The organism is Pseudarthrobacter sp. S3, from assembly GCF_050156905.1.
GTDB lineage: Bacteria > Actinomycetota > Actinomycetes > Actinomycetales > Micrococcaceae > Arthrobacter.
The window spans coordinates 2,444,401-2,467,988 of record NZ_CP189583.1 but is presented as its reverse complement, the minus strand read 5'-3'; the positions used below and the strand labels follow the sequence as shown (position 1 = coordinate 2,467,988).

Below are 23,588 nucleotides of genomic sequence, written 5' to 3'. Positions count from 1 at the left end.
TCCAGAGTCCTGGGGCCACGGGGAAGGTGTTGTGCCGTTTTGATTCCGCCTACTACGGCCACGCCGCGGTAGCCGCAGCCCTGGCCGGAGGTGCTGATGTCTCCGTGACGGTGCGCATGGACCCGGCCGTCAAACGGGCTATCGCCGCCATCCCCGAGAGTGCATGGGAGGCCATCGAGTACACCAACGCCCTCTTCGACGAGGACTCCGAAATGTGGATCTCTGCGGCGGAAGTCGCAGAGATCCAATTTTCCGCGTTCAGTTCCCGGAAAAAGAGCGAGCGGATTACCGGGCGGCTGGTGGTGCGCCGCATCCCCGAGCTGAACCCCAAAGCCACCCAGGACCAGCCAGCCTTGTTCGGCACGCATCGCTTCCACGCGTTCTTCACCACCGTCCCGGCCGCAACACTGGGCACTGTCGCAGCGGACAAGACCCATCGCAAACACGCCCGGATCGAGCAGGTTAACGCCGACCTGAAAGACAGTGCCCTGGCCCACCTGCCTCCGGCAACTTTGCCGCGAACTCGGCCTGGCTGGTCGCCTCGGTCATGGCCTACAACCTCACCCGCACCGCGGGGATCCTCGCCGCAGGGCCATTTGCCAAGGCAAGGACCGGGACCATCCGGCGCAACCTCATCAACGTCCCCGCCCGGATCGCTTCCAGCGGATGAAGAGTCCGGCTCCGAATGCTAGAGTCCCCCACCGCAAACAGCGTAGGACCCGTCCATCCAGCCGGTCCGGCGCAACCAGGAACCAAAACGTGGAACACCAACGGCAGCGAGGTCCGGCGATGACTCCTGCCCAAAAACACAAACCCGGCAAAATTCAGGATTCAGCACGACCCGAACCCGATCGGTGGATCAAGGCTAAGGAGTGACCATGAATTATCCAAGCACTATGTCGGCCCGGTCTTACCCAGGCGCTGAGACGGCGCGAGGTATCGAGCCGCGAGCTGCTGGATCACTATCTGCACCGGACCGAACAGGACGGCGGCGCCGTTAACGCCGTCATCACCATCGATGAGGACTCCGCCCGGGCACAGGCAGCGGCCGCGGATGAAGCACTGGTGCGTGGCGAGCCGAGCGGACCGCTGTGCGGGCTCCCGATGACAGTCAAGGATGTCCTCGAGACAGCCGGCCTGCGCACCACCGCCGGCGCCCCGGAGCTGACCGGGGATATCCCGTTTCGTGACGCGGACGCGGCGGCCCGACTGCGGGCAGCCTGTGGGTTATCTTCGGCAAGACGAACACGCCGCCGTACGCAACGGACTACCAGACGAACAATCCGCTGTTCGGCCGGACCACCAACCCGTGGGATGCGAGCCGGACACCCGGCGGTTCGGCCGGAGGATCGGACGCCGCTCTCGCGGCCGGACACACAAGCTTCGAGCTCGGCAGTGACCTGGGGGATCCATCCGTATTCCGGCGGCCAACTGCGGCGTCTTCGGACTCAAACCCAGCCATGGCATCATCGCGACCCGTGGACATATCCCCGGCACTCCGGGCATTCTCGCCGAACCCGAATTCGCCACCCTGGGACCGCTCGGCCGAAGCGCCGATGACCTGAACCTGGGGCTCGACGTGCTGGCCGGTCCCGACGCACGGTCCGCCCACGCATGGCGCCTCGAATTGCCTGGGCCGCGCCACTCGACATTGGGCGGCCACCGGCTCGCTGTTGTTTTCGATGATCCCAACTGCACCGTCGACACAACCGTGGTTGAGGTGCTGACCTCGCTGGTCGCCGCGCTTAGATCAGCCGGGGCCACCATCGCGGAAATTTCACCGTCGGCACTGTTGTCCCAGACCGATCCCCTGTACCAGCAGACTCTGGCCGGCGTCACCGCCTCATTCCAGCCGTCGCGGGCCATCCTCCTCAGACCCCAACACGGCCCCCGCCGAACCCATCGAGGAGGCGATTTTGTCCGAACTCAGATAACTGATCCGCTCGGTGTCGAGAAACTCCACCACTCAGCGAGACGTGCCCGTGGATGTGCGTCACCCTCCGCTCGCCCGGCCAGCCTCATGAGGGGCGAGTCGATCTTGGGAGGCAGTCGCGATGTTCCCGCCCCGGCTGATATCCGATGTGGGGCCGGCGGGGCATCGGTCGTGTCGTTGCTCTCAGTGGCAGTGGAAGAATTCGTTGACTGTGCCGTTCGGTCGGACGTTGAAGTGGTCGTCGACATGGTTCGTAAATGTCGACCCGTCCGATCCCGTCCCGCGCACGTTGAAGGTGAACGTACCTTCGACGACCTTGCCGACGTCGTTGAAGCCGCCCCAGACCGTGAACTTGCCCGTGTAGCTCGGGAGGCCCGCCGTGAGCGGCACGGCGACGAAGGTCCCCGTCTCGGTGAACGTGGCATGAACCCGGCCGTCAGCGAAAATCGTTTCGTGGGATACGAAGTTGCTGGTCGTGGTGATCGTGTAGAGTGGCCCGCCCGGTTCGCAGCTGGGCACAACGTCAACGAAGGTCTCGACGAGATCCTTCTCGGTGATGGTCTGCGTTATGGGTCCGGCGGCGAAGGCCGGTGCTCCGACCCACATCAGGGCTGCGGCCAGAAGTACGACAAGCATGCGGCGAAGCATGGTAATCCTCCTAGTTTGTGATCCAATCCTGCCCAGGGCGCCATGCGAAAATGCGTCCCAGCTGAACTACTGCTCAGGCTCCCCGTTATACTCGGGCCCGACATGTCGCACAAGATCTGCAGGAATCTATGGCTACCTTTGTGTCCACGACGCCCTGCGGGCCCCACCGCGGGGTGGCAGGGCCGGGTGTTCGCCAAAGAGGTCCGGGTCCGCCGGGACTTCCTCCACGTTCACCACCCGGGAAGCAACCGCACTCGCGCTGTAACGGCTTCGCGGGCACCCTCGCCCTTATGACTCTGCGGGAGCGGTGTTGTCTCCTCCGGCCAGATTACCGATATTCAGGCGGCTCGGCCGTTGAAAAGCGCCGCGCGTTATGTTGCCAACTTGTCCGTGAACCTTCACGATTGGGTGCATGAGTAGCGATCCGGAGGCGGTGGCGCAACGGTGGATCACATCCCTGTCGGCGCATGACCTGGAAGCGGCCGTGGATTGCTTCGACGCCGCCAATGTTGACGAAGCGCCGGCACGCCGCGGGGAATCCGTGCAGGGGCAGGACTCCGTCCGTCGAAATTTCAGCATTGAGAGGCCCTAACAGCTCTGTTCCATGCCCGCGCACTCGCGGAGCAGAAAAGTGCTGAGCCGCTCCGAACAGCAGGGGTCCACAATGCGCTGGGGATACTTGCGAAGGCCACCGGAAACTACCACCAAGCCGCCTTCCATTACGCCCAAGCACGACTGCTGATAGAGACCACGCTCGGTACCGATGCCCTGGAATTGGCGAGTTTGCATCACAACCTCGCTGGCCTGTTGCACATCCAGGGCCAGCACCTCAAAGCGGAACCTGACATCCATACCGCTCTGGAGCTCCGCCGAAGTGCCCAGCCTCCGGACAGGGTCGGAATCGCGGCCGACCTGTCAGTTCTTGGCGCCGTCTGGGCTGGCCAAGGGCGGTTTGAGGAAGCGAAGCAGTCTCTCGAAACGGCCCTTCGGATGTGGGAGTCGCTCTGCGGCCCGCAGCACTACGAGGTCGCAGTCCAGCTCTACAATCTGGCAAGCATCCACATCAGAAGGCCGGTGACCCAGACGCCGCCAGCGTCAACTTCTGCCGGGCCTTGCAGATTAAAGAGCGCAGTCTAGGCGAAAGCCACGTCGAGATAGGGGAGTTGCTCTATAACTTCGCGGCACTGCGTTGCGAACAAGGCATCATGACGGAAGGGCTGGGGCTCTTCGCCCGGGCACGGGCCGTTTTTGATACCTCGCTGGGCCTCGATCACCCGAGGACGCAGACGTGTGCGGCAAGGCGAAGTCGCGCCGCAATGGCTATTTCCAACTGAAAGGTCAATCTAGAGGACTTGTTGAAAATGAGAATCAAGCGAGCGAGAGCGCCTGATGATTGGGCGAGTGCCGTGAATTCTCTCGCCTGGCAGAAGTGATCCTGGACATCAGGAGCGCGCGAAGATCAGGGAGATGCGCCGGGGCAACCGTACCGTATTGACAGCATCCAACTGTCGGGCCAATCTAAGAAGCACTGAATTCATGCCGTTGCTAGCGTGAATTCCCAAATTCCTCAATAACGGATCATTTCACGGTTTGGCGCTGGGACGCCCGCGACTTGGCAGAAGAAAAGGACGCCGTGTCTGTGCGCAATCCCCCAATCGCTATAGATACCGCACCGCCGGGGCGCCGAATCCGGAAAGCGCTGGGCGTCAACGGATCCGGCCGTCATGCTGAGTCTCGGTTGCCGAGTTCATTGTGACGCGGGCCATATTCCTGCTCGGACGGAGCGCCCGGTGCGGAATCAAGAGAGGAAAGGCTCCTTGACCGCCGCAATTTACTTATGAGCGCGAGCCTCGGGTTCGCCGAGGCCGTCGCGGCCGGCCCTCCGCGTTCGAGGTCGAGCCGCTCGATGACCTCGTGAGCTGGACTTTCCCGGAACGCACAGGCCAGTAGCGGACCCCGCACCCGCACCTGCACCCGCACCCAGCACCCCCACCCTTATAGGAGAACCCAATGATCGCCAGACGCCTGCGCCGAGCCGCACTTCTCACAATGCTGCCGGCCGCGCTACTGCTCAACATGTCCGGAGCCTCCGCCGCGACGCTCAGCCCCCTGGTCGTTGCAAGCGGGGCCAGCCCGTTCTCGGCCTGCACGTTGGGCTCCGCTCCCGGCGCCGTGAACTACCCGAACGCCGAGGTCGAGCCGTGGGTCGCCGTCAATCCGGCCTACTCCAACAACATCATCGGCGTGTGGCAGCAGGACCGCTGGTCCGACGGCGGCGCGCGCGGTCTCGTGGCCGGTTACTCGAGGAACGGGGGCGCGACCTGGAACACGGTAGCCCAGCCGTTCTCGGCCTGCGCCGCGGGCGGACCTTCCCGCTACGACCGTGCCTCGGACCCGTGGGTCTCGATAGGACCGGACGGCACAGCATACTCGGTATCCATCTCGTTCCAAGGCGTCGGCTACGATAATGCCGTTCTCGCCTCGACCTCTCACGACGGCGGAGCAACATGGACTGCGCCGAAGACCCTGATCGAAGACCTCGGGTCTCCACAGTTCTTCAACGACAAGGAGTCCGTCACTGCTGACCCCTTGATCCCGGGCACGGCCTACGCAGTGTGGGACCGGCTCGTTTCACCGACCGATAACCCACGGGCGACGGCCCATGCGTCCGCCTACAAGGGACCAACGCTCTTCTCTAAGACGACGGACTCAGGCGCCACGTGGAGCCCGCCGACGGTCATCGTGCACACCGGCAACAAGCAGCAGACCATCGGCAACCAGATCGTTGTCGGCCCGGACGGGACGCTGTACAACTTCTTCGACCTCATCCTGGGCGCGGGCAAGAACGGTATCGACAAGCTGCACGGGCTCAACGTGGCCTACACCAAGTCCACGGACGGGGGCGCCAGTTGGACGGCCCCGCAGGTCATCGCGAAGCTCAACACCGTGGGCGTCACCGACCCCAACACGGGTGCGGCCGTTCGGACCGGGGACATCATCCCAGAGCCAGCTGTCGACCCGGCCACCGGGCAGCTCTACGTCGTGTGGCAGGACTCACGGTTCAACGGCGGGCACTACGATGAGGTCGCGATCTCGACGTCGACTGACGGCGGCGCGACCTGGAGCGCGCCAGCGCAGGCCAACACGCCGAAGGGCGTCCCGGCGTTCACCCCGAGCGTCCGCGTCGCCGGCGGCAAGGTCGGCGTCGCATACTACGACTTCCGGAACCTCACCGTGGGGAACACGAGCACGCTTCCCACGGACTACTGGTTCACCTCCTCCCCAGTGGGCACTCTTGCGCTCGGGGACGAGACGCACGTGCACGGCCCATTCGACATGATGACGGCGCCCGTGGCCCGCGGGTTCTTCGTGGGCGACTACGTCGGTCTGGCCCCCGTCGGCTCGTCGTTCGCGTCGCTGTCCATGCGGGCCAACGACGCGAACACGTCCAACCGCACCGACGCCGTGTTCACGGTCATCGCGCCGTAGGCGAGCCGCCCGCACACGGCAGGCACCGGCCAAGGCTAAGGACTCAAGCCGCACGGTCGTCATCCTGATGTCGACCTCGAGCTCTCGCCCAGCATAGAACCAGTGGACCCCAGAGTCAGTTATGAGATCAAGATGGACCCTGACGGTGACCTCGGGGCGGGTCTGGCGTGCCACATCCTCTTCGATCGCGCAGGGACGGCCCCTTCCAGTCCGCACAGCCTGCGCACCTTCGCGACGATCGCTCTGGACAACGGGATGGCCCCGCATGATTTGCAGGACAGCCTGGGGCAGGCGGATCCGCGCACCACCCGCCGGTACGACCGGTCGCTGTACGGGCTGGCGAAGCCGGCCGGCTATTACGTGGCGCGGTCGCTGGCGTAGGCTCGGCTCCCCTCGAAGCGGGACGGGGCAGAATCCTGTGAGCCTCGTCCGTGTCGAGTCTGTCTGCATCAGGCATTGATTTCGTCCACTGTCGTGTAGAAAATTCTTCGGCCTAGGGTTGTCGCTGAACCGTTGGGGTTGGAGCATATGACCATGGGGAGGAACTACCCCAGCTAGGAGCCCAGCAATGACGGCAAAGATGGAACACATCCCACCCGTCGATTCGGCCAAGTTTCTAACCGACCACGTGAACGGGGTCATCAAAAACTACGAATCAGGCCAGGTGAGCGTCCAGGTGGTCACTATCGTGGTGCCGGACCAACGCAGCCGGACGGGTCCCAGAATCATTTACGAGGCGTTCATCATTTACTCGTAGCTTGCCGCCGCCGCTCCATCCTTTCTTGGAGTTCCTTGTTGCGCTCCTCATAGAAGGCCGTGGGAGTTTCTACGATGTCGAAATCCCTAGGCTCGCGCCCCAAATCGATCAGCTTGCCTTTCGACCAACGCCGCCAGCGCACCCCGGAGCATCGCGTTCCGTCGCTGACCCGTCAAGGCACTCGTCGCGGTCGAACACGTCATGCTCACCGGCCTGGCACATGCTCGCCACCGGCGAACTCTACAATGACCCCGGGAGCCGATTACTTCACCCGGCGCGCACCCGCGAAAACCAAGGCTCGCGCGATCGGACAACTCGAAGCCCTGGGCTACAAAGTCACCATCGAGCCCCTCACGGCAACCGGATAGATGCCAACCCGAACGGCCTGCCCTGTTCCCCGCGCCGCAATCGCCGGCGCGGCAGCGCTTCTCGAGCTGGTCAACGACTGGGCTATGGAGCTCAACGACCCTGAGGGCGTTGAGAAGCTCGCCCGCAAGCGAGGTCTGGACCTCAACAGTTTTACCGAACTGCGGCAGCACGACCTCAAGGTTTGCGACCGGCTGCTGAAATTCAACACCCTGACGTGGCGGACAGCTGGCGCGCTGGAAGGTGGGACGATGGGTGTGCTGGCTCTGACTCCCGTGGCCGGGATCCCTGTCGCGATGACAGCGGACATTCTTGTCATCCAAGTCTTGAGCACATCGATTGCATCGCGGATCGCGTACTCCTACGGCTACGACGCAAAAGACCCCAATGAGCAGATCTTCATCCAACGCCTGGTACGCCGGTCATTCGTGGCGCAAGCAGCCAAGGTCGCGCCGCTGCGTGAAGTCGCCCGTGCAGCCGAAGCGATCAATGGACGTGTTCGGTGGTCCGACAAACTCCGCGCCGACCACCGTCTGCTGGCCGCCCTTGACAAGTTACTGCAGCACCTTGGTCCTGCCGGCTCCAAGGTTCCGGTTCAGAACGTTGCAAAGGTGGTGCCGTTCGTGGGCATCCTCATTGGTGCCGGTATGAACTCAGCGGTCCTCGGCAATGTAGCCGCCGACGCACAGCGGTACTGCCAGACCCGATTCCTGTGCGAGAAGTATGGGTTGCCGCTGCCAGCCGCGCTCGCAACCCATTCAGACAGCGAGCCGTCCGCGGAGGCCCCTTAGGCAAGGGCAGCTGTGTCGGTCTCAGCTCCCCTGCTGGCATCCCCCGCAAGTCCTGGACAGTAACCGTTCCGGCCTTCAAGCATGCTGCGAAGCCCGTAGCCGTAATTCCCTTAGAACAGCGGCCAGGGCACCGCCGACATCTCACCGCTCGGAGCTGGGAACCGACGCGCCAAGCGCAACCGGGCGCAGCGCGCGGCAAGCGACGCAATTTCTTCGGCGCTGAGCAGGTTCGCCAGGTTTCGGCCCAGCTCACCGTTCAGTCCTTCGCTGACACGATTGATGCCCTCGAGTTCCTCGACGGTCAGGGCGTCTCCCAGCCACCCCCACAGCACCGTGCGCAGCTTGTGGTCACGGTGAAAGGTGAGCCCATGGTCCACGCCATGCCGGTGTCCGTCTGACATGGCAAGGATGTGATCGCCTTTGCGGTCGGCGTTGTTCACGACGACGTCGAACACCGCCATGCGTCTGAGCGCCGGAGAGTCCTCGTGTATGAGGGCGACCGTCCGGCCGTTCTCATCCTGGCCCTCGAGGACGTGTTTCCAGCCGATCTCCGGTACGTCGTCCGACGCAACGAGGTCCACCGCGTTCTGGTCGGAGTCTGTCTCCTGCCACAGCTGCACCATCCCTTCGCCGAACGGACCATCGCGCAGCCAGGTGCGTGGCACCACGTTCCAGCCGAGGACCTCCGAAACCAGGTAGGCGGCAACCTCCCGGTGGGCAAGGAAGCCGTCGGGAAAATCCCACAGCGGTTTCTCCCCTGCTATCGGCTTATAGACGACTTTCGTGTCGCCGATGCTGCCCAGGAAGGTGGCGTTCGACGCCGTCGTGATACGGCCGGTAAGCGTCAGCTCGGCAGTCAGCAGGTCGGACGCCGGCATCAGACCTCGGGCAGGGTGCAGACGTGCCCGTCGGCGTCTACGGGGTAGCCGCAGAGCGGGCATGCGGGACGCCCGGCGCCCACAACCTCACGCGTGCGCTTAGCGAATGCGCGCGCGGTGCCAACCGGCATCCGCACCAGCAGCATTTCGGGCACGTCAGCGTCGTCCTTATCAAGCGACTCGTCGTTGCTGTCAGGGTCGACATCGGTGATCGGGTAGGCCTCTATTAAGACCTGCGCCGTCGCGGGGTCCCAACCCAGGCTCATGGCGCCGGTCCGAAACTGCTCCGTAACGGCCTCGAGCTGGTCATTGTCGACGAGTTCGATCGGAGTACTCGTGGGAATGCTGTGGGGGTTGCCCTCGACGGCGAGAAGCTGGTCGAGCAATTCGTCGACCTTCTCTGCGAGCAGAGCCGACTGCTGCTTCTCCAGGGCAATACTTGTGATCTGGGTCCCTGCGCGCACCTGCAGGTAGAACGTTCGCGCCCCCGGAAGGCCAATGGTGCCAACGACGACCCGATCAGGCCAGGCAAACTCGTGAACACGTGTAGGCATATGAGTATTCTAGGCACATGAGGTTCATGTGGCCTTCTGCCCTGCACCGCCACCCACCGGCGCATCGCCAGGGTTGAGGCCGTTCGACAGCCATGACAGATCCCCCGCGTCGGTGTTGGTCGCGTAGACGCTCGGCCGGCGCGCGCCGTAGTGCACGATCGATACGGAGGCAGGGCCCACGTTAATACGCTGGAACAGGTCGAGATGCATGCCGAGCGCGTCGGCGAGGATTGACTTGATGATGTCACCGTGACTCACCGCCACCCACACGGCCCCCGTCCCGTACTCGGCTTCAAAGGCTGCATCGTGGCGTCGAATCGCTGCCACCGACCGAGCCTGCATCGCGGCCATGGATTCACCGCCGGGAAAGATGACGGCGGACGGCTGTGACTGCACGGCCGACCACAGATCTTCGGTTGCGAGATCACTGAGCGTGCGGCCCTGCCACTGGCCGTAATCGCACTCGGTAAGATCGGATTCCAACGGCGCGTACGGAGCGCCAGCCTGGCGATCAAGGATGAGCTGGGCGGTCTGCTGACAACGCTCGAGAGGGCTCGATACCACCCCAACTACGGGCACGGCCGCGAGCCGCTCTCCGGTCAAAGCCGCCTGCTCACGCCCGATCTGGTCCAGGCTGACACCGGAGGCCCGCCCGGCCAGCAGTCCAGTGGCATTGGCTGTGGTGCGGCCGTGCCGCACGAGAATAACTGTCGCCATCCACCCAGCCTAACCGTCCGCCCGATGGCTGTGTTTGCCCACACTTTGGAATTTGCTGTTGCACGGAACCAGGCGCGCCCTTCAGCTTTCGCCGGATCCCGGCGTCAGTGCGGTTGGTTCTGGATCCGCGGTTGCCGGTGTATACGCTCTCGCCAGTGTGCCGGTACCTTGTCTGCCGGTGCAGGTGCCGGCTGCTCCGATGGTCTGGACTGAGGATCCGGAAGTCGCGGGCCGCGGAATAGCTTCCTCGTGGTGTGCTCGTAGAACCGGTCCTCCCCAGGTTCAAAGGACCGCACGACGGGGTGACCGACGGTGGGCGCGTGGGAGGGTCGAGGCGACAACCGGGGGCCGATACAACTCCGACCGAACGACGTTTCAGGAGGCAACGAGCACCCCTTGTCCCCAATGTCTCAGCGCGAGTATCGTGGGCGCCACCGAACCATTGAACCGGAAAGACGGCGGCCAATGACTACTCGGTTCCGATCATGCTGATTGCTACCCCAGACCCGACCTCTCGGCGCATTCTTGGAGATGAGTCACGTCGACTCCCGTGGCCGGCGGGCGGCCTGGCGGGCGAGGAGAATGCACTGGGTGCTGCGTGAAGCTGAGAGGCCCGCTAGGCTCGCCCTGTGACGAGTTCGCAGAACGGCAACGAACGCTACGTCGTTCGCCGGTGGTGGAGGGCAAGATCACTGCCCTGGGCGGTTTTGGTCGTTGTCTCCATCGTCGTCACAGGGATTGCCCTAGAACGGACAGCATTCTTCATCTACACGCCGGTCCCGGAGTTCATAGAGCGGTTGCGCGTTGGCAGGCTGCTAATGCTCGCCGGGTCTGCCATATCGCTTGCAGCAGCAATATGGTCGCAGGTCCGCGGTAACCCGCTTTGGGTGACGATCTGCGTTGCCTCGCCGGCAGTGCTGGTGGGCATGGCTACCATGATCATGACGCCCCCATCTCTGATTCCACAGATCACCGGTCTTATCGCCCTTCCGGCAGCCCTGGCGGGACTCATAGGAGGGCTCCTTCCCGACACCAGGCCGCGATCGTGAGTGCCGATAGGGGGTGCCATCGTGAGCCTGTTCGCACCGGAGGCCCTCGGCGGGGGTGTTTCCAGCGAAGGAACCGGAGTGACCAATGTTGAGCCCGTGGTCTTCGTCTGGCCGGTCGCGTTCTGCGTAGGTGTCGTCGCCGTCCCGGACCCCGAGACGGTGATGTACTGCGCGCACCTCGATCTCGCCACCACCTCTGCGGCCCATAAGGCGGAGTAGGTCGCGCGCCTGTTGGAACTCGGTGCGACGCCTGCCGACGTGGGCCAGGGTGATGTGCCGTGGACGGTCCTGGCCGACCCGGAGGGACATGTGTTCTGTGTGCTGGAGCCGCGACCGATCTACCGGGATACGGGGCCGATCGCCACTGTGGTGGTCGACTGCGCGGACCTGCGGGCCATGGCCCGGTTCTGGGGCGAGGCTACGGATTGGACCCTGCACGAGGTGAACGACGATCATGCGGGGAAGCGGCAGAAGTGGCCCGGCTGCGGGCTCTGGGCGCCACGTACGCCGACGGCGGCCAAGGCGATGGTTCATGGGTGTGCCTCGCCGACCCGGAGGGCAACGAGTTCTGCGTTCTCACCCCGGGATGACGCCGGGTCACTGACAGTCAGATTCGAAGCGCTGTCCGCCTGGTAGGCCCGGCATCCGGGCTTGCATGTACCGGGGCTGTTCACTGGGCGCCCGGCGGACCCTCTCCTCGTCGTCGTGGGGTGCGCTGCTTTCATTCTCGACGCCGTCGACGGTCCGGTCGCCCGGCGTACCGGCACAGCATCAGCGGCGGGAGCACGCCTGGACACCAGCACGGATGCCGCTCTGGTGCTGGTTCTATCGTTCGTAACTGCGGCCGCCATCGGCTTCTGGACCATTTGTATCGGAGCCGCCTACTACGTTTTTCAGGCCGCCGGCTACTTCCGGCCCCACCTTCGCGGAAGCCTCCCGGCGAGCGCAGCGCGGAAGGCAATCGGCGCCTTCCAGCCGTTCGCACTGCTTCTGGCGCTTGTCCCGGGGGTACCCCCGGCTTTTGCTGCAACGGCCCTCGCCTGGGCCCTCGCGCTGCTTGTGTTCTCCTTCACCTGCGACGTCGTCGAGCTGGAGCGCGGCCGCGGGGCCGGATCTCCTGCCGCCAAAGTGCGGCGTCCCCTTTTCCGTTGACCGCTTATACGGCGGGGGAGGCGGAAACTACCGGAACGGGACGAAGCACTTTCAGGGCCCCTGCCCAGGCGATGACCTGGTCGAACACCGCCGGCAATCTTTTCTCTGCCGCCTCCGAGGGCTTGAATATACGGTAATTTTCAAACTCCGTTGCCAGGTTCAGGGCCACTTGTGCCCGCACATCGGCCAGTTGCAGCTCACCTGCCACCGCACGCAGATGTTCCACAGCCCGGACGCCACCGGCACTGCCATAACTTACGAAGGCCGCTGACTTGTTGTTCCACTCCAGGTAGAGATAGTCGAGGGCGTTCTTCAGGGCCGCCGGAATGGAATGGTTATACTCGCCCGTGACAAAGATGTAGCCGTCAAAGCGGCCCACAGCCTGGGACCAGGACTTTGTGTGCATGTGGCTGTATTGGCCCTGTGACGGCGGTCTGGGCTCATCCAGCAGGGGGAGATCGAAGTCAGCGACGTCCAGGAAACCGAAGCTCGCGTCGGTACGTTCCAGGGCCCGCGAGTATACCCAGTCAGCCACCGCCTTCCCCAGCCGTGAGGGTCTAGTGCTCCCCAGCACAATTGCAATCCGGATCATGGCAGAAACCCTTTCGTCAACGAAACTGCCCCTATCCAAACAACACTCCAGGTGCCGGGAAGCTTCCGATGAGGACGTTTGCACCGGTGATCATTGCGTCGACGTCGCTGGCGAGGTAGGCGAGAAGCGATGCCATTTCCTCGGACTCTGTGCGATCAAGGCATCTGTGCGGGTGGGAGGTTCTTGGCGGCCGGCCCCTGGATGACGGTGCCCTCGGGGGTGAATCGGGAGCCGTGGCAGGGGCAGTCCCAGGTGGCGTCGGCGGTGTTGAAGCCGACGGTGCAGCCAAGGTGTGTGCAGGTGGCGGAGACGGCGTGGACCTGCCCGTCTGCGTCTTTGTAGACGGCAGTGCTCTCGCCGTTGACGGTCATGACTTTCCCCTCACCCGGCGACAGCTCCGTGTGGCCGGGCCGGCCGCGGAGTTTGCCGGCCAGGACCGCGGCCACGGTCTTGACGTTCTCCTTCATGAAACGTCTCGCGCTGGCCTGCGGGGTAATACGGTTGCTGTTGAACACCGAGGCCCAAGGGTTCTCCCGGCCGTTGAGGGTGTCAGCGAGAATGAGCGCGGCCGCGGTTCCGTTGGACAAGCCCCATTTGCGCAGACCGGTGATGACGTACACATGTTTGGCGGTGGGGGACATAAGGCCGGCGTAGGGCAGCCCGTCGAGCGGCATGCCGTCCTGTGTTGACCAGCGGTAGGCGACCTTGTCCACGCCGAGGCGGTCGTGGGCGAAGGCTGCGAGTCTGCGGTACCGCGCGGCTGTGTCGCCGGACTCCGATACGCGGTGGCCCTCGCCGCCGGTAAGCATATAGCTGGTGCCACTGGCGCTCGCGGTCAGAATGGACCGCATCGGTTCGTCGACGCTGATGAACGTGGCGTCCAGCGGTGGGGTGTCCACGCGTCCGGCGACAATGTAGGAGCGGTGCGGATGACACCGCAGGTAGAACAGGCCCTGGCCGCCGAACGGCACATTCGTGGCGACGATGATGTTGCGGGCCCGGACGGTGCCCTGTTCGGTATCGACGACGGCCGGGGAGCCGTCGTGGATTCGCTGGGCCCGGGTCTGCTCGAACACGAAGCTGCCTTCACCATCAACCACGCGGGCGAGCCCCTGGAGGTATTTCACGGCATGGATTTGCGCCTGTCCGTCGAAGCGGACAGCACCCTTGACCGGGAAGGGCAGCGGTACCTCGGTGGTGAAGGAGGCGGGCAGGCCGAGCCTCGCTGCCAGGTTGGCTTCGACGCGGACGAGGTCGAGCGCGTTGTCGGTTTCGGCGTAGGTGTAGTTGGCAACTCTGCGGAAGTCACAGTCGATGGCTTCCTCGGCCACTAATTGCGCGACGTATTCGACTGCGGACTGGTTGGCCTGCCCGTAGGTGCGGGCGGTGTCGTCGCCGTGTCGGCGTGCAAGGTCCGTGTACGCCAGGCGGTGAAGGGAGGTGACCTTGCCCGTGGTGTGGCCGGTGACGCCGGTTCCGACGCGTGCGGTCTCGATGACCGCAACGGTCAGGGCGGTGCGTTTGAGCGCTAACGCGGCGGTCAGCCCAGCGATGCCGGCCCCGATGACCGCGACGTCCACCTCCAGATCCCCGCGCTGGACCGGATAATCGGTGGTTCCGGCGGTGGCGACCCAGAGGGAGCGGGATTCACCTTCAGGCCGTCCACTGTTCGATGCGTCATTCACTGCGTCACCTCAGGATCACCCGGTGTACTGCTCGGCTGTGTTAAGGCTGCGTCAGCAGCAGCCGACGCCGAGGGAGGCGACGGCGGGCCGTCCCGAGGATTTCGCGCCCGGGGGACGGCCGCCATCGTCGGTTTTCCACGAACCGTGGCGCTATGGGGTGCTTCCCCTCATCTTCGCCATGGCATCCCTGCCGAGCCAGAGGCCCAAGCCGATCATGCCGAGGCCCAGAACCAGGTGCAGCCAGTTGTCAGCAGTGTTGAACGGGACGAAGTTGGCAGCCGCGTTCATGTCGATGACCAGGCCGTAGATCCACAGCAACAGGTACACGATGCCGCCGCCGAGCAGGAACCAGCGGGCCATCGGGTTTGTCCGGGCCATAACGATGCCAGCCACACCGAACAGCAAATGCACGATGTTGTGCAGCACTGACACTTGGAAGACGCCAAGGAGCATGGCCCCGGACTCATGTCCCGCGAACGCCCATATCGTACTCCTGAAACCCCGTGTGTGCAGGGGAAACAGTGCCTTCGAGGCCTCGGATGGTCGGTGACCGGAGCCCTGGAAAGCAAAGGCTTGCCGCGGCCATCTTTTCCAGTGCTCACCGTCGCTGACATGCTGGTGGGGTGACCTTAGCCTCGACACAGCCACCCCGCACTGTGCTCAGCTGGAAGCTGGTCCCTGCGGTGCTCCTCTCAGCGTCCGGAGTGCTGTTATTCGGCGTCGAGAATGAGCCCGTGGGCTACAGCGTGCTCGCGTTGAGCCTGGTCACCGCCGCGCTGATCGACAGCGAATTCGTGCGGCACCTGGCTCTGGTTGCGGCGGGAATGGTGATCATCAGCCTGGTTCCGCTGAACGCTGACTTGAGCATCCCGCACATGACGCTGATGGGTAGTGCCCTTGCGCTGGCCGTGGTGGTGCCGTGGCTGGTGTCCCGTTTCGTCTACCGCGAGAAGATCATCAAATTTCCGGTGAACACGGGCCGTAAATGGCCTTTGTCAGCGAAGCTGTATCTGATCGCTGTTGTGGCCCTCGGTTACTTGATTCTGCCGGTCTACCTGATCCGCACGGACGTGTATCAGAACTGGCCGGACGCGTCCGACCCCACCATTTTCTGGCGGCTGTTTCTTGGCGTCAACGCTGTCGGAATTTGGGACGAGCTGTTCTTCATCTGCACCACCTTCACCCTGCTGCGGCGGCACTTTCCGGACTGGCTCGCCAATATCCTGCAAGCCGTGGTCTTCTCGTCGTTCCTTTGGGAGATCGGGTACATGGCCTGGGGTCCGCTGCTGACGTTCCCGTTCGCGCTGCTGCAGGGCTACACCTTCAAGCTGACCAAGTCGTTCACCTATGTGGTGACGGTGCACCTGGTCTTCGACTTCGTACTGTTCCTCGCGCTGGTGCACGCGCACAACCGCGACTGGCTGCCGATCTTCCTGTATTGAGGCCGCTCTCGAAAATGCGTGCGGCGGAGGCACCAATCAGGCTGTCAGGTTCAGCTCACGACGTCGATGCCATCGTTGGTGAGGACCTGATCGAAGGCCGGGGCTGGCTGAGGAAGCTGTGGTCTTGATCCTCCGTGCAGAATCCCATGGCGCGTTCGACGCCGGAACGGTTGTAATAGGAGCAGTCGATGATTTCGCCTGCTGCCGGCAGGCGGGCAACGCAGCGTCGGAAGTACAACCCGCTGGGAGCGCTACATCATGGCATCCCGGCCAAGTGCGCGCACGCGTCCCACAAGCGCTTCCGGGCTTCGGGGTCCGATCCCATGCCGGGCGTCGGAAGCTCCTTGCGCTTGGCCCATAGCTGTCCGGAGACTCCCGCTGTTTCGAGTGACGTGGCGAGCCAGATCGGTGTATCCGCTGCGTTGCCGGCAGGTGCGCCAAAGGTGTTAGTGATCCAGCGGAAAGGCCCTCCAACATCCATCAGGAGCGAAGTGTTCTTGACCGGTCCCGGATGAACGGCATTGGCGACCACGCCTGAGCCGCGCAGTCGCTCAGCGAACTCCTGGGTGAGGAGAACACGGGCGAGCATGGTGGGCGGCGTCGAGCGAAGATAGGTGTACGTTCCGTTCGCTGTCTGGAGGTCGTAGAAGTTCAGCTTGGCATTGCCGTATCTGGACGCGATGTTAACGATGCGGGATACACGCTGCGATGCGGCAGGTCCGGACCCGGTTCCGGCGTTACCCCCTGTCATGGCGGGACAGGAAGTCTCCCGCTGCCGTATGGATCGAGGACTGGACAGAGAGGTCACAAACCAGCGGCTCAAGCAGGGCACCAGGAACGAGCCGGCGGATGCCTTGCATCGCTTCTTCCGCCCGGGTTGTTGAGCGCCCACCACAACCACCACAGCACCTTCGCGGGCAAGGCCAGTAGCCACAGCGCTCCCCAAACCGCCGGCCGCGCCTGTCACCAATGCCACGGTTCCATCCATGGAAGCCATCGCCTCGCCTCCTGACGCCTTGCTTCGTTGTCAACAGCACAGCACATGTGAATCGGACTGACCAGACTCGTGGATAAGTTCAGCGGGACTTAACGATCGCCCAGCTCCGGGCCGTTTACGAGGCTGTCTGGGGCACCCGCTCGCGTGACTGACGCCCCTTAGCGGCGGGGGAGCGGGGGATCCCGCTGTGGCCGGAGCTTCACCAGCCGGCCGGCGGCACCAACCGCGGCGTTGCGGATTCCTGAGCCGGCATCCAGCATGGCGAATCGGCCCATCAGGCGTGAGGCCAACACCAGCCGCTGAGTCCGTGCCCGGCGTTCCTTGTCGAACGCCGCAAGTCCTGCCTCAACGGAGGGGGCCTGTGCCGCGGACCGACCCAGCGTGGTTCCGTCAACGATGGCCTCGCAGGCCCCACGTCCAAGGAAGGGCGCCATTGCGTGGGCGGCGTCGCCTACCAACTCTGTCCTTCCTGTGGTGTACGACGCCAGATTCGGAGCCTCGAACAGTCCATGATGCAGAATGGCCCCTTCTTCGATCCTGTCAATCAGCTCCCGCACGCCGCGGTGGCAAGACCCGAAATGGTTCAATATCTGCGGCAGATGCGGTCCGTCAAGATCTGTTGCAAAGCGCGGGGCCGTCGTGGACGTGGCACAGCAACTGGATTCTTTTTACTCGATAGGACCCTTGTCGTCGCAGGAACGACAACGGGACGGACGCCCACAGAGGCGTCGTCAGCGAGTGTATGGGTCTGCTATTCCGATGTATTGGGTGGTGGTGTATTCGGCGATGCCTTCGGTGCCGCCTTCGCGTCCGAGCCCGGATTGCTTGACTCCGCCGAAGGGCGCGGCCGCGTTGGAGATGACTCCGGCGTTGAAGCCGACCATGCCGAACTCGATCTGTTCGGCTACCCGGAGGAGACGGTTGAAGTCGCGGCTGTAGACGTAGGAGGCGAGGCCGTATTCGCTGGCGTTAGCCAAGCCGATGGCGTCTTCCTCGGTGGCAAAGGTGGTGACCGGGGCGACGGGGCCGAAGATTTCCTGTCGGAGGATCTCCGCGTCATTTGGCACGTTGGCCAGGACGGTGGGCTGGTAAAAGTAGCCGGGCCCGTCTACGGGGGCTCCTCCGGTTATGGCAGTGGCACCGGCGTCGACGGCGGCGCTTACCAGGGCGTGCACGTCATTCCGGGCGTTGGCGTCGATCAGGGGTCCGACTTGGGTGGCGGGGTCGGTGCCCCGGCCGGTGGTAAGGGCGCCCATGGCGGCGGCGAACCTTTTCGTGAACTCGGCGGCCACGGATTCCTGGACCAGGAAGCGGTTGGCGGCGGTGCAGGCTTCGCCCATGTTCCGCATTTTCGCTGCCATGGCACCTTCGACGGCTTTGTCCAGGTCGGCGTCCTCGAAGACGATGAACGGGGCGTTCCCGCCGAGTTCCATGGACGTGCGGAGCACGTTCTGCGCGGCGTCGGCCATCAGGCGTTTGCCCACCGCTGTGGATCCGGTGAAGGAAATTTTGCGGAGCCGCGGGTCGGCGAGCAGCGGCCCGGAGATCCCGGCCGCAGAAGACGAGGAGACCACATTTAGGACACCTGCGGGTAGGCCGGCGTCGAGCATGGTCTGGGCGAACAGCTGTGCGGTCAGAGGTGTGAGTTTGGCGGGTTTGAGGACCATGGTGCAGCCGGCGGCGACGGCGGGGGCGACTTTGCGGGTGGCCATGGCGAGGGGGAAGTTCCAGGGCGTGATGAGCAGGCAGGGGCCCACTGGTTTGTGCTGGACGAGGATCTTGTTTTTGCCCTCGGGGGTGGTGAGGTAGCGGCCGTAGTCCCGGACCGCTTCTTCGGAGAACCAGCGCAGGAATTCGGCGCCGTAGGTGACTTCGCCGCGGGCTTCGGCCAGTGGCTTGCCCATTTCCAGGGTCATGAGCAACGCGAAGTCTTCAGCGCGTTCGGTGATCAGGTCGAAGGCGCGGCGCAGGATCTCGGCGCGTTCACGGGGTGCGATGCGCGCCCAGGATGCCTGGGCTGCATCGGCTGCGTCGAGTGCGGCGAGTGCGTCGTCGCTCGTGGCGGACGCGAGGGTGGCGAGCACCTCCCCGGTGGCGGGGTTGTGGACATCGAACGTGCCGCCGTCGGACGCGTCCCGCCACTGCCCGCCGATGAGCAGGCCGGTGGGCACGGAGGCGAGCAGCGCGGATTCACGTTCCGGTGACACAGCGGGAGAGAGGGTTGAAGAAGCTGTCATCTAATAAGTCCTTTGGAGTGGTCAGTAGCTGGCGGGGGTTTCGTCGCCGTCGGGCGTGATGAATTCGGCCGCGAGGGCTTCGGAGCCGCGTGCCAGCAGGGCGACGTCGGCGCCCACCAGGATGAAGGCGGCGCCTGCCGCCAGGTAGTGGCGGGCGGTATCGGGGTTGAAGGCATTCACACCGGCCGGTTTGCCGCCCCTCTTGGCTGCAGCGAGGCAGTGTTCGACGGCGGCGCGCACCTCTTCGTGTTCCTGCTGTCCCAGCAGGCCCATGGAGGCGGCGAGGTCGGATGGTCCCAGGAAGATGGCGTCCACACCGTCCACCGCGAGGATCTCCTCGACGGCCTCAACTGACGCCGTCGATTCAATTTGCACGGTGACGCTGATGGTCTCGCTGGCGCGCACGAGGTAGTCCGGGACCCGGTTCCAGCGGGCGGCGCGGGCCAGCGCGGATCCCACACCCCGGACGCCGTGGGGTGGGTAACGGGTGGCGGCCACTGCCGCTTCCGCTTCGGCCGCAGAGTTCACCATGGGGATCAGCAGGTTCTGCACGCCGACGTCCAGGTACTGCTTGATGAGCACGGTGTCGTTGACCGGCGGGCGGACGAGAGTGTGGACCGGGTAGCCGTGGATGGCCTGGAGCTGGCCGAGGATGGATTCGAGGCCGTTGGGGCTGTGCTCGGCGTCCACCAGAAGCCAGTCCAGGCCGGATCCGGCACAAAGCTCGGCGACCAGCGGGCTGCCGGAGCAGACCCACATCCCCGCCAGCGGCCGGTCCGCCGCGGTGAGGGCGTGACGGAAGGTGGGTTCTATTCGAAGCGGCATGTCACTACCCCCAGTGGTCCGTAGTCGGCGTGGACGGTGTCGCCTTTGTGGACCCACATGGGGCGGGTGAAGGAGCCGGCGAGGATGATGTCCCCGGCTTTCATGCTGTCACCGTGGGCAGCGATTTTGTTGGCGAGCCAGTGCACCCCGTGGGCGGGGTGGTCCAGAACGCCGGCAGCCACGCCTGTTTCCTCCACGGTTTGGTTTTTGTAGAGGATTGCTGCGACCCAGCGGAGGTCGACGGCGTCGGGCTTGACGGGGTTGCCGCCGATCACCATGGCGCCCATCGCGGCGTTGTCGGCGATGGTGTCCACGATGGTCCGGCCCTCCATTTCAATCCGGGAGTCCAGGATCTCCAGGGCCGGAACCACGTAGTCGGTGGCGTTGAGGACGTCGAAGATGGTGCAGCCGGGGCCTTTGAGTGCGCTCTTGAGGACAAACGCGAGTTCAACTTCCACGCGCGGATGGGTGTACTGGTCCCACTCCACGGAGCTGCCGGTGTCAAGGACCATGTCATCGAAGATGGCGCCGTAGTCCGGTTCGGTGATGCCGGTGGCGGCCTGCATGGCCTTGGACGTGAGGCCGATTTTGCGGCCCACCAGGGTGCGTCCGGCTTCCTCGTTCCGCCGCCGCCACAACTGCTGCACGGCGTAGGAATCCTCCACCGTCATCTCTGGATACCGCGCAGTCAGCCGCGGGACGGGGGTGCGGGACCGGCCAGCCTCCAGCAATTCGTCGGCGATGGCCTCAATGGTCTGGGCATCTAGCATGGCTACAGCTGCGCCCCGAGCTTGAAACCTTCGGCTGCGCTCTCTGCGTCCTTACGGGTGTAGGAGAAGCCGTCGGCGCCGACGGTGACGGCCATTTCGGAGGCGTCGGTGCGTTCGATGACGGGCTGGGGGTTGCCGTCGAGGTCCAGGACCAGGGAAGCCTCGGTGTACCAGGAGGGGACTACGGGGTTGCCCCACCAGTCGCGGCGCTGGTTGTCGTGGACGTCCCAAGTGACGGTGGGGTTGTCAGGATCACCGGTGTAGTAGTCCTGGGTGTAGATCTCGATGCGGTGCCCGTCGGGGTCCAGGATGTAGAGGTAGAAGGCGTTCGAGACGCCGTGCCGGCCGGGGCCGCGTTCGATCCGGTCACTGATGCGCAGGGCGCCCATTTTGTCGCAGATCTGGATGATGTTGTGTTTTTCGTGGGTGGCGAAGGCGACGTGGTGCATGCGCGGGCCGTTGCCGCCGGTCAGGGCGGTGTCGTGGACGGTCTGTTTGCGGTGCATCCACGCAGCGTACGTGACGCCGTCGGAGTCCTTGATGTCTTCGGAGACGCGGAAGCCGAGGTCTTCGAGGTAGGCACGCCCGCGGGGCACGTCGGGGGTGACCTGGTTGAAGTGGTCCAGGCGGACCAGTTCACCGGCGGAGTAGAGGTCGTAGCGCTGGGTGAGGCGTTCCACGTGCTCCACGTCGTAGAAGAATTCGTAGGGGAAGCCCAGCGGGTCCTCGACGCGGACGGAATCACCGATGCCCTTAGTGAAGCCGTCCTTGCGGCGCTCAACCCGGCACCCGAGTTCCTTGTAGTAGGCCTCGGCGGCGTCCACTTCGGCGGGCGACTTCACCCGGTAGGCGAAGACGGCGACGGCGGCGATGGGTCCCTTGCGGAGCACCAGGTTGTGGTGGATGAACTCCTCGAGGGGGCGCAGGTAGATGTTGTTTTCATCTTCCTCGGTGACGTGCAAGCCGAGGACGTCGACGTAGAACTCGCGCGATTTAGCGAGGTCGGTGACCACAATTTCCATGTAGGCGCAGCGGACGATGTCCGGGGCCGGAACGGTGGGGGTGGGAACGAAGGTGGCCATGGTGTTCTCTCTTCTTTGAGCAGGTAAGGGGGGAGGGGACTAGCTGTCGCCGGCTGCCGCGGCGTCGTCGATGCTGCCGAATTTTGGCGTGTGGACCGTGCCGAGGCTGATGTGCACGGCTTGCTGGTCGGTGTAGAAGTCGATGGAGCGGTAGCCGCCTTCGTGGCCCAGGCCCGAGGCTTTGACGCCGCCGAAGGGGGTGCGGAGGTCCCGGACGTTGTGGCTGTTGAGCCAGACCATGCCGGCTTCGACGTTCTGGGAGAAGTTGTGCGCGCGGGTCAGGTTCTGGGTCCAGATGTAGGCGGCCAGCCCGTAGCGGGTGTTGTTCGCCAGGGCCAGGGCTTCCTCGTCCGAGTCGAAGGGGGTGATGGCAACGACGGGGCCGAAGATCTCCTCCTGGAAGATCCGCGCGTCCGGGGCGACGTCGGCGAATACGGTGGGTGCGATGTAGTTGCCTTCGGGGAGGTGGTCAGGCCGTCCGCCGCCGGCGAGGAGCCGGCCTTCGGACTTGCCGATTTCCACGTAGGAGGCGACCTTGTCGTAGTGCTCGGGGTGGACCAGGGCGCCGACTTCGGTTTTGGGGTCGTGCGGATCCCCGACCACGATCTTCTTGGCCCGGGCGGCGTACTTTTCGCAGAACTCGTCGTAGATGGCGCGTTCTACGAGGATGCGGGAGCCGGCGGTGCAGCGTTCGCCGTTGAGCGAGAAGACACCGAACAGGGCGGAGTCGATCGCGGCGTCGAGGTCGGCGTCGCCGAACACCACGCACGGGGATTTGCCGCCGAGCTCCATGGACAGGCCCTTGAGGTTGGCGGCGGCGTTGCTGAAGATCGTCTGCCCGGTGGTGGTCTCGCCGGTGAAGGAGATCAGCGGGACGTCCGGGTGCTTGACGAGGGCGTCGCCGGCTTCCTCGCCCAGGCCGTTGACCAGGTTGAAGACACCGTCCGGCAGGCCGGCGTCTTTGAAGATCTGTGCCCAGAGTGATGCGGAGAGCGGGGTGAATTCGGCGGGTTTGAGGACCACGGTGTTGCCGGTGGCCAGGGCCGGGGCAAGCTTCCAGGACTCAAGCATGAACGGGGTGTTCCACGGGGTGATGAGGCCGGCGACGCCGATTGGTTTGCGGTTGACGTAGTTGATCTGGGCGCCGGGGACCTTCATGGCATCGTCGAACTGGGCCACGATCAGGTCGGCGAAGAACCGGAAGTTCTCCGCAGCGCGCAGGGCCTGGCCCTTGGCCTGGGTGATGGGCAGGCCGGTGTCAAAGGTCTCGAGTTCCGCGAGCCGTGCTTCCTGGGCCTCGACGGCATCGGCAATCCTGTTCAGGACGCGGGCACGTTCGCGCGGTTTCATCTTCGGCCACGGGCCGTTGGTGAACGCTTTACGGGCGGCGGCGACGGCAAGGTCGATGTCTTCCTTCTGGCCGGCCGCGGCCGTGGCGTAGTTCGTGTTGGAAACCGGGTCCAGGACATCAAAGGTCTTGCCACCCACGGAGTCAACGAACTGGCCGTTGATGTAGTGCTGGATGTGCGTGGGAAGGTCCTGCGGAACGTAGTGGGTGGTGGTAACAGGAGCGGTGAACGTCATTGTTGTTTCCTAACTAACTGATCTTGCAACGCGGGGTCAC

25 protein-coding genes and 5 pseudogenes are annotated in these 23,588 nt (G+C 64.4%); 15 read left to right on the top strand and 15 right to left on the bottom strand.

The genetic code is table 11. The features are described 5' to 3' along the window. Positions 1-23 precede the first annotated feature (23 nt). The 3 pseudogenes from ACQCSV_RS11840 to ACQCSV_RS11830 form a co-directional block, all read left to right on the top strand. A pseudogene (locus tag ACQCSV_RS11840) lies at positions 24-664 on the top strand (transposase); the annotation flags it as partial. A gap of 218 nt (positions 665-882) precedes the next feature. Next, positions 883-1,209, top strand: a pseudogene (locus tag ACQCSV_RS11835) (amidase family protein); the annotation flags it as partial. A gap of 11 nt (positions 1,210-1,220) precedes the next feature. Further along, positions 1,221-1,816: pseudogene (locus ACQCSV_RS11830) on the top strand (amidase family protein); the annotation flags it as partial. Between the two features lie 300 nt (positions 1,817-2,116). Here ACQCSV_RS11830 and ACQCSV_RS11825 read toward each other — a convergent pair. Then, positions 2,117-2,569 carry a hypothetical protein gene (locus ACQCSV_RS11825; RefSeq protein WP_354162411.1) on the bottom strand — a complete coding sequence of 151 codons (453 nt, stop codon included), beginning with the start codon at positions 2,567-2,569 and terminating at the stop codon, positions 2,117-2,119. Between the two features lie 424 nt (positions 2,570-2,993). Here ACQCSV_RS11825 and ACQCSV_RS11820 point away from each other — a divergent pair, with 424 nt between their 5' ends. The 7 genes and pseudogenes from ACQCSV_RS11820 to ACQCSV_RS11790 all read left to right on the top strand — a co-directional run bounded on the left by ACQCSV_RS11820 (position 2,994) and on the right by ACQCSV_RS11790 (position 7,984). Continuing rightward, the gene (locus tag ACQCSV_RS11820) at positions 2,994-3,173 is read left to right on the top strand and encodes a hypothetical protein (protein WP_426938486.1); all 180 of its coding nucleotides are present in this window, start codon (positions 2,994-2,996) and stop codon (positions 3,171-3,173) included. 182 nt (positions 3,174-3,355) lie between these two features. Further along, positions 3,356-3,718: a tetratricopeptide repeat protein gene (locus ACQCSV_RS11815; protein ID WP_426938485.1), complete on the top strand. Its 363-nt coding sequence runs from the start codon at positions 3,356-3,358 to the stop codon at positions 3,716-3,718. 873 nt (positions 3,719-4,591) lie between these two features. Beyond that, positions 4,592-6,070 carry a sialidase family protein gene (locus ACQCSV_RS11810; RefSeq protein ID WP_426938484.1) on the top strand — a complete coding sequence of 493 codons (1,479 nt, stop codon included), beginning with the start codon at positions 4,592-4,594 and terminating at the stop codon, positions 6,068-6,070. Positions 6,071-6,172: 102 nt separating this feature from the next. Further along, positions 6,173-6,451 carry a tyrosine-type recombinase/integrase gene (locus tag ACQCSV_RS11805; RefSeq protein WP_426938483.1) on the top strand — a complete coding sequence of 93 codons (279 nt, stop codon included), beginning with the start codon at positions 6,173-6,175 and terminating at the stop codon, positions 6,449-6,451. Positions 6,452-6,638: 187 nt separating this feature from the next. After that, positions 6,639-6,827: a hypothetical protein gene (locus ACQCSV_RS11800; protein WP_426938482.1), complete on the top strand. Its 189-nt coding sequence runs from the start codon at positions 6,639-6,641 to the stop codon at positions 6,825-6,827. A 168-nt stretch (positions 6,828-6,995) separates the two neighbouring features. After that, a pseudogene (locus ACQCSV_RS11795) lies at positions 6,996-7,195 on the top strand (IS110 family transposase); the annotation flags it as partial. After that, positions 7,196-7,984, top strand: a complete 789-nt coding sequence (locus ACQCSV_RS11790; protein ID WP_426938481.1) for an EcsC family protein — start codon at positions 7,196-7,198, stop codon at positions 7,982-7,984. A 110-nt stretch (positions 7,985-8,094) separates the two neighbouring features. Here ACQCSV_RS11790 and ACQCSV_RS11785 read toward each other — a convergent pair whose 3' ends face one another. The 3 genes from ACQCSV_RS11785 to ACQCSV_RS11775 are packed head-to-tail and all read right to left on the bottom strand — an operon-like array spanning position 8,095 to position 10,133. Next, a complete protein-coding gene (locus tag ACQCSV_RS11785) occupies positions 8,095-8,862 on the bottom strand; it encodes an SCO1664 family protein (RefSeq protein WP_426938480.1) in 768 nt (255 codons plus the stop codon). Continuing rightward, the gene (locus ACQCSV_RS11780; protein ID WP_426938479.1) at positions 8,862-9,416 is read right to left on the bottom strand and encodes a DUF3090 domain-containing protein; all 555 of its coding nucleotides are present in this window, start codon (positions 9,414-9,416) and stop codon (positions 8,862-8,864) included. Before ACQCSV_RS11780 ends, ACQCSV_RS11785 begins: the two co-directional genes overlap by 1 nt. A 24-nt stretch (positions 9,417-9,440) precedes the next feature. Then, positions 9,441-10,133 (bottom strand): MSMEG_4193 family putative phosphomutase, encoded by a 693-nt coding sequence (locus tag ACQCSV_RS11775; protein ID WP_354154885.1) that lies wholly within the window; start codon positions 10,131-10,133, stop codon positions 9,441-9,443. Positions 10,134-10,762: 629 nt separating this feature from the next. Between ACQCSV_RS11775 and ACQCSV_RS11770 the strand changes: the two genes are divergently transcribed. The 4 genes from ACQCSV_RS11770 (at position 10,763) to ACQCSV_RS11755 (ending at position 12,334) form a co-directional block, all read left to right on the top strand. Then, complete coding sequence (locus ACQCSV_RS11770; RefSeq protein WP_354223992.1) at positions 10,763-11,182, top strand: hypothetical protein; 420 nt, start codon at positions 10,763-10,765, stop codon at positions 11,180-11,182. Between the two features lie 21 nt (positions 11,183-11,203). Next, positions 11,204-11,401, top strand: coding sequence for a hypothetical protein (locus tag ACQCSV_RS11765; RefSeq protein ID WP_426938478.1), 198 nt, complete (start codon positions 11,204-11,206; stop codon positions 11,399-11,401). A 12-nt stretch (positions 11,402-11,413) separates the two neighbouring features. Beyond that, positions 11,414-11,818 carry a VOC family protein gene (locus ACQCSV_RS11760; protein WP_426938477.1) on the top strand — a complete coding sequence of 135 codons (405 nt, stop codon included), beginning with the start codon at positions 11,414-11,416 and terminating at the stop codon, positions 11,816-11,818. 69 nt (positions 11,819-11,887) lie between these two features. Beyond that, the gene (locus tag ACQCSV_RS11755; RefSeq protein ID WP_426938476.1) at positions 11,888-12,334 is read left to right on the top strand and encodes a CDP-alcohol phosphatidyltransferase family protein; all 447 of its coding nucleotides are present in this window, start codon (positions 11,888-11,890) and stop codon (positions 12,332-12,334) included. Between the two features lie 4 nt (positions 12,335-12,338). Here ACQCSV_RS11755 and ACQCSV_RS11750 read toward each other — a convergent pair whose 3' ends face one another. The 3 genes and pseudogenes from ACQCSV_RS11750 to ACQCSV_RS11740 all read right to left on the bottom strand — a co-directional run. Then, positions 12,339-12,926, bottom strand: a complete 588-nt coding sequence (locus ACQCSV_RS11750; RefSeq protein WP_426938475.1) for an NADPH-dependent FMN reductase — start codon at positions 12,924-12,926, stop codon at positions 12,339-12,341. Positions 12,927-13,081: 155 nt separating this feature from the next. Continuing rightward, a complete protein-coding gene (locus tag ACQCSV_RS11745) occupies positions 13,082-14,611 on the bottom strand; it encodes an FAD-dependent oxidoreductase (protein WP_426938474.1) in 1,530 nt (509 codons plus the stop codon). Positions 14,612-14,761: 150 nt separating this feature from the next. Next, positions 14,762-15,088: pseudogene (locus ACQCSV_RS11740) on the bottom strand (DUF4383 domain-containing protein); the annotation flags it as partial. A gap of 146 nt (positions 15,089-15,234) precedes the next feature. Between ACQCSV_RS11740 and ACQCSV_RS11735 the strand changes: the two are divergent. After that, the gene (locus tag ACQCSV_RS11735; protein ID WP_426938473.1) at positions 15,235-16,053 is read left to right on the top strand and encodes a CPBP family intramembrane glutamic endopeptidase; all 819 of its coding nucleotides are present in this window, start codon (positions 15,235-15,237) and stop codon (positions 16,051-16,053) included. A 55-nt stretch (positions 16,054-16,108) separates the two neighbouring features. Here the strand turns inward: ACQCSV_RS11735 and ACQCSV_RS11730 are convergent, their stop codons facing one another. The 8 genes from ACQCSV_RS11730 to hpaE form a co-directional block, all read right to left on the bottom strand. Further along, positions 16,109-16,291: a hypothetical protein gene (locus tag ACQCSV_RS11730; RefSeq protein WP_426938472.1), complete on the bottom strand. Its 183-nt coding sequence runs from the start codon at positions 16,289-16,291 to the stop codon at positions 16,109-16,111. An 18-nt stretch (positions 16,292-16,309) separates the two neighbouring features. After that, the gene (locus ACQCSV_RS11725; protein ID WP_426938471.1) at positions 16,310-16,804 is read right to left on the bottom strand and encodes a hypothetical protein; all 495 of its coding nucleotides are present in this window, start codon (positions 16,802-16,804) and stop codon (positions 16,310-16,312) included. A gap of 404 nt (positions 16,805-17,208) precedes the next feature. Continuing rightward, on the bottom strand, positions 17,209-17,607 hold the full coding sequence (locus ACQCSV_RS11720) for an FAD-dependent monooxygenase (RefSeq protein ID WP_426938470.1): 399 nt from the start codon (positions 17,605-17,607) through the stop codon (positions 17,209-17,211). 174 nt (positions 17,608-17,781) lie between these two features. After that, positions 17,782-19,287, bottom strand: a complete 1,506-nt coding sequence (locus ACQCSV_RS11715; RefSeq protein ID WP_426938469.1) for an NAD-dependent succinate-semialdehyde dehydrogenase — start codon at positions 19,285-19,287, stop codon at positions 17,782-17,784. 21 nt (positions 19,288-19,308) lie between these two features. Then, on the bottom strand, positions 19,309-20,112 hold the full coding sequence (locus tag ACQCSV_RS11710; RefSeq protein WP_426938468.1) for an HpcH/HpaI aldolase family protein: 804 nt from the start codon (positions 20,110-20,112) through the stop codon (positions 19,309-19,311). Continuing rightward, a complete protein-coding gene (gene hpaH / locus ACQCSV_RS11705; protein WP_354154873.1) occupies positions 20,097-20,882 on the bottom strand; it encodes a 2-oxo-hept-4-ene-1,7-dioate hydratase in 786 nt (261 codons plus the stop codon). The genes ACQCSV_RS11710 and hpaH overlap by 16 nt, the downstream gene beginning before the upstream one ends. Positions 20,883-20,884: 2 nt before the next feature. After that, entirely contained in the window at positions 20,885-21,964 is a 1,080-nt protein-coding gene (gene hpaD / locus ACQCSV_RS11700; RefSeq protein ID WP_426938467.1) for a 3,4-dihydroxyphenylacetate 2,3-dioxygenase, read from the bottom strand. A 39-nt stretch (positions 21,965-22,003) separates the two neighbouring features. Then, positions 22,004-23,548, bottom strand: a complete 1,545-nt coding sequence (hpaE, locus tag ACQCSV_RS11695) for a 5-carboxymethyl-2-hydroxymuconate semialdehyde dehydrogenase (RefSeq protein WP_354154871.1) — start codon at positions 23,546-23,548, stop codon at positions 22,004-22,006. Positions 23,549-23,588: the final 40 nt, after the last annotated feature.